We start from the raw sequence: 4,777 nt of genomic DNA on the forward strand, positions 1-4,777 counted from the left end.
CGGGCCTTGAGGCATCTTGGCGCTCTTTTCGTCCTTTGGCTCTCTTCCGGTTCAAGGAACCAACACGGGATGTCCGTTGCTTGAGTCGGAAGAAATGGCTTTTTCAAACTCGACAAAATAAGCGCCGGGGCGCGACCCCGCCAGCCCGGGCCCGGCGCCGCCCTCCCCCGGCAGCCGGGCGCCCGGGCGGCCCCGCTGCCCAGGGCCCGCGATGCGCCCCCCCGGATCCCACTGCCCGGGGTGCGGGGGGTTGCGCATCGCGGACGAATCGGCTATAGACCCCGGACTTCGATTCCACACACCCCGGTGCCGCCCTGGGTGCCCCGCACGGTGCGGGGTTGGAGGCGGCCCCGTGCCGGGGTGGAGGGACAACAACCCGACCAGGAGGATTCACAATGGCTTACGCAAGCATGAAGCAGATGCTGGAGACCGGCGTCCACTTCGGCCACCAGACCCGCCGCTGGAACCCCAAGATGCGCCCGTTCATTTTCGGCGCTCGCAACGGCATCCACATCATCGACCTCCAGCAGACCGTGCGCCTGTTCCAGACGGCCTACGACTTCATCGCCGACGTGGTTTCGCGCGGCGAGAAGATCATCTTCATCGGCACCAAGCGCCAGGCCCAGGAGGCCGTGAAGCAGGAAGCCGAGCGCGCCGGGCAGTTCCACGTCACCAACCGCTGGATGGGCGGCACGCTGACCAACTTCCAGACCATCAAGCGCTCCATCGACCGCCTGAAGAAGATCGAGGGCTGGTTCGAGGACGGCACCATCAACAAGTTCCCCAAGCGCGAGATCGTGGGCATGACCCGCGAGGTCGAAAAGCTCAACGACGCCCTGGGCGGCATCAAGGACATGGACTCCCTGCCCGGCGCCGCGTTCATCATCGACCCCAAGCGCGAGGAAATCGCCGTCAAGGAATGCCGCAAGCTGGGCATCCCGCTGGTGGCCGTGGTCGACACCAACTGCGACCCCGACCTCATCGACTACATCATCCCGGGCAACGATGACGCCATCCGCGCCATCAAGCTCTTCGTGACGCACATCGCCGACGCCTGCCTCGAGGGCGAGGCCCGTCAGGACGAGGTTGCCATGACCAAGGCCGCCGCCAAGGCCAAGGCCGACGACAAGACCGAGGCCGCCCCCGGGGCCGAGGCCGAAATGGACGACGACGAGGAGATCTAGACATGGCTATTTCCGCTTCCCAGGTGAAGGCCCTGCGCGACAAGACCGGCGCGGGCATGATGGACTGCAAGAAGGCGCTGGCCGAAACCGGCGGCGACGAGGAGAAGGCCATCGCCTACCTGCGCGAGAAGGGCCTGGCCAAGGCCGCCAAGAAGGCCGGCCGCGCCACCTCCGAGGGCCTGATCGGCTTCTTCATCGCCCAGGACGGCAAGACCGCCGCCATCGCCGAGCTGATGTGCGAGACGGACTTCGTGGCCAAGAACGAGGAGTTCCGCCAGTTCGCCGCCGACCTGGCCGCCAAGGTCGCCGCCCTCGACCTGCCCGTCGGCGCCACCGGCCTGGCCACGGGCTGCGCCGCCGACCTGCCCGAGGGCATGGCCGACGTGACCGACCTCATCGCCAAGCTGGGCGAGAACATGGGCGTGGGCCGCTTCGCCAAGGCCGTGTCGGCCGACGGCTGCATCGGCTCCTACATCCACTCCAACGGCAAGATCGGCGTGCTGGTGCCCGTGGCGGGCTCGGCCAACGCCGACGCCGCCCGCGACGTGGCCATGCAGGTCGCCGCCGCCAGCCCCATCTGCCTGAGCTCCGCCGAGGTGCCCGCCGACCTGCTGGAGAAGGAGAAGGAAATCTACCGCAACCAGGCCATCGAGGAGGGCAAGGCCCCCGAGATCGCCGACAAGGTCGTCCTGGGCCGGGTTTCCAAGTACTACAAGGAAGTCTGCCTGCTGGAGCAGCCCTTCATCAAGGATGACAAGAAGAGCATCAAGCAGTACCTGAAGGAAGCTGCCCCTGGTGCAACGGTGACAGGCTTTGTCCGGCTCGCCCTTGGCGAGGGCGGCGAAAGCAACGCCGAGTAACCCCAAAACGGGCCGCAAGGCCCGTTTTTTTTGGCCCGGGGCCGGACGGCGGCACCCCCCGGGCCCCACCTTCACAGCGCGAGGCAACCACAGATGAGCACATTGCGTTTCTCCCGGGTTCTGCTCAAGCTCTCCGGCGAGGCATTGGCGGGCACGAAAAAATTCGGTATAGACCCCGAATCCGTCAGCGCGTTCTCCAAGGAGATCGCCGAGGTCGTGCGCATGGGCCTGGAAGTGGCCCTGGTCATCGGCGGGGGCAACATCTTCCGCGGCATGGCCGCCAGCGCCAAGGGCATGGACCGCGCCCAGGGCGACTACATGGGCATGCTGGCCACGGTGATGAACGCCCTGGCCGTGCAGGACGGCCTGGAAAAGGCCGGCGTGCAGACGCGCGTGATGAGCGCCATCACCATGCGCGAGGTCTCCGAGCCCTACATCCGGCGGCGCGCCGTGCGCCACCTGGAAAAGGGCCGGGTGGTCATCTGCGCCGCAGGCACCGGCAACCCGTATTTCACCACGGACACCGCCGCCGCCCTGCGCGCGGCAGAGCTGCACTGCCAGGCCATCCTCAAGGCGACCAGGGTCGACGGCGTGTACGACAAGGATCCGGAAAAGCACGACGACGCGAAGCTCTTCCACAAACTGAGCTACATCGACGTGCTGAACAAGCGGCTGAAGGTGATGGACTCCACGGCCATTTCCCTGGCAATGGACAACGAGATGCCCATCTGCGTCTTCAACCTGTTCCAAACCGGCAACATCAAGAAGGTGGTCACCGGCGAGGATGTCGGAACAACCGTGCAAGGAGGAGAATAGATGCAGTCCGTTCTCGACGATTGCAAACAGCGCATGAAAAAGGCCCTGGCGGCCCTGGAACACGACTTCGCCAAGCTGCGCACCGGCCGCGCCACCCCGTCGCTGGTCGAGGACATCAGCGTGGACTACTACGGCACGCCCACGCCGCTCAAGCAGATCGCCTCCATTTCCGTGCCCGAAAGCCGCAGCCTGACCATCCAGCCCTGGGATCGCGGGGCCTTCCCGGCCATCGAGAAGGCCATCATGAAGTCCGACCTGGGCCTGACCCCGGTCAACGACGGCAAGATCATCCGCATCAACATCCCCCCGCTCACCGAGGAGCGCCGCAAGGACCTGGTCAAGGTCGCCAAGAAGTTCACCGAGGACTGCCGCGTGGCCATGCGCAACATCCGCCGCGACGCCAACGACCAGCTCAAGAAGCTCCAGAAGGACAAGGAAATCACCGAGGACGACCTGCGCACCGGGCAGGCCGACATCCAGAAAATCACCGACGACCACATCGCCGAGGCGGACAAGACCCTGGACGCCAAGGAAAAGGAAGTCATGGAAATCTAACGCCGCCCGCGCCGGTCCGCGCCCCGCCCGCCGGGGCGCCGGACTGGCGGGCCGCCCCGCCCACGGAGCAACCCCCTGCAACCTACGGAACTTCCCCGCCATCTGGCCGTCATCATGGACGGCAACGGCCGCTGGGCCCAGGCCCGGGGCCTGACCCGCAGCCAGGGCCACGCCGCCGGAACCAGCGCCGCCCGGGCCTTCGTGGCCCGCTGCCGCGAGCTGGGCATCGCCCATGTGACGCTGTACGCCTTCTCGCGCGAGAACTGGGCCCGGCCCAAGGACGAGGTGGACTCGCTCTTCGAGCTGATGCGCCGCTTCCTGGACAAGGAGCTGGACACCCTGCTGGCCCAGGACATCCGCCTGAACGTGCTGGGCGACGTGGACGCCCTGCCCCTGCTCACGCGCAAGGCCCTGGCCCACACAGTGGCCCGCACGGCCCGGGGCCGCTCCATGATCCTCAACCTGGCCCTGAACTACTCCGGGCGCGACGAAATCGTGCGCGCGGCCCGGCTGCTGGCGCAGGACGGGCTGGCCCCCGCCGAGATAACCGAGCAGGCCCTGGCCCAGCGCCTCTACACCGCAGGCCAGCCCGACCCGGACCTGATCATCCGCACCAGCGGCGAGCTGCGGCTGTCCAACTACCTGCTGTTCCAGTGCGCCTACTCCGAGCTGTATTTCACGCCGACCCTGTGGCCCGACTTCGACGCCGCCGAGCTGGACAAGGCCCTGGCCGAGTACGCCTCGCGCAAGCGCCGCTTCGGCAAGACCGCCGAACAGATCGAATAACCCGCCGAAGAGGCCCCCGCGACCATGTCCCTGTCCGACTCGCATAAAAAGCGCATCGTCACCGCCCTGATCCTGCTGCCGCTGCTGGCCCTGGCCATCACCCTGCGCGGCTGGACCGAGTTCATCCTGCTGGCGGCCCTGTCCAGCGCCGGGCTGTGGGAATTCTACAGCATGTTCTGGAGCGGCGGGCGCCACGCGCCCCTCAAGCTCGCCGGGCTGGCCCTGGGCGTGCTCATCCTCTACGCGGGCAAGACCGGCCAGCCGTGGATGATCCTTGGCGCGCTCATCGCCGCCTTCTGGGTATGCAGCCTGTGGTTCCTGGGCCGCTATGCCGAGCGCCCGCAGGACGTGAGCGACGAATCCTCCTATGGCCGGGCTTCGGTGCTGCTCACGGGCCTGCTCTACCTGCCGGTGATGCTCCAGTTCCTCCTGGGCTTCGAGCGCATGGAGATCGCCCTGGTGCTGCTGGCGACCTTCGCTTCGGACACCGGGGCCTTCTACGCCGGGTCGACCCTCGGCGGGCCGAAGATCTGGCCGCGCGTCAGCCCCAAGAAGACCTGGGCCGGGAGCCTGGGC

The 4,777-nt window shown here is 67.2% G+C and carries 6 protein-coding genes; all 6 read left to right on the plus strand.

From position 1 onward, the window contains the following. Positions 1-395: 395 nt before the first annotated feature. A complete protein-coding gene (gene rpsB / locus M0P34_RS13745; RefSeq protein ID WP_291500121.1) occupies positions 396-1,184 on the plus strand; it encodes a 30S ribosomal protein S2 in 789 nt (262 codons plus the stop codon). Between the two features lie 2 nt (positions 1,185-1,186). Then, on the plus strand, positions 1,187-2,044 hold the full coding sequence (tsf, locus tag M0P34_RS13750) for a translation elongation factor Ts (RefSeq protein ID WP_291500123.1): 858 nt from the start codon (positions 1,187-1,189) through the stop codon (positions 2,042-2,044). A gap of 93 nt (positions 2,045-2,137) precedes the next feature. Further along, the gene (gene pyrH / locus M0P34_RS13755; protein ID WP_291500125.1) at positions 2,138-2,860 is read left to right on the plus strand and encodes a UMP kinase; all 723 of its coding nucleotides are present in this window, start codon (positions 2,138-2,140) and stop codon (positions 2,858-2,860) included. Beyond that, positions 2,861-3,415, plus strand: a complete 555-nt coding sequence (gene frr, locus M0P34_RS13760) for a ribosome recycling factor (protein WP_291500127.1) — start codon at positions 2,861-2,863, stop codon at positions 3,413-3,415. It begins immediately after the preceding gene. A 75-nt stretch (positions 3,416-3,490) separates the two neighbouring features. Continuing rightward, entirely contained in the window at positions 3,491-4,201 is a 711-nt protein-coding gene (gene uppS, locus M0P34_RS13765; RefSeq protein ID WP_291500131.1) for a polyprenyl diphosphate synthase, read from the plus strand. 24 nt (positions 4,202-4,225) lie between these two features. Then, a partial coding sequence (locus tag M0P34_RS13770) for a phosphatidate cytidylyltransferase (protein ID WP_291500129.1) occupies positions 4,226-4,777 on the plus strand: 552 nt, incomplete at its 3' end.

The sequence above is a fragment of the Desulfocurvus sp. genome (genome assembly GCF_023230885.1).
Lineage (GTDB): Bacteria > Desulfobacterota > Desulfovibrionia > Desulfovibrionales > Desulfovibrionaceae > Desulfocurvus.

Bases quoted from the DNA above. Each gene is read 5' to 3' on its own strand.
- rpsB (WP_291500121.1), top strand. From the start codon at position 396: ATGGCTTACGCAAGCATGAAGCAGATGCTGGAGACCGGCGTCCACTTC.
- tsf (WP_291500123.1), top strand. From the start codon at position 1,187: ATGGCTATTTCCGCTTCCCAGGTGAAGGCCCTGCGCGACAAGACCGGC.
- pyrH (WP_291500125.1), top strand. From the start codon at position 2,138: ATGAGCACATTGCGTTTCTCCCGGGTTCTGCTCAAGCTCTCCGGCGAG.
- frr (WP_291500127.1), top strand. From the start codon at position 2,861: ATGCAGTCCGTTCTCGACGATTGCAAACAGCGCATGAAAAAGGCCCTG.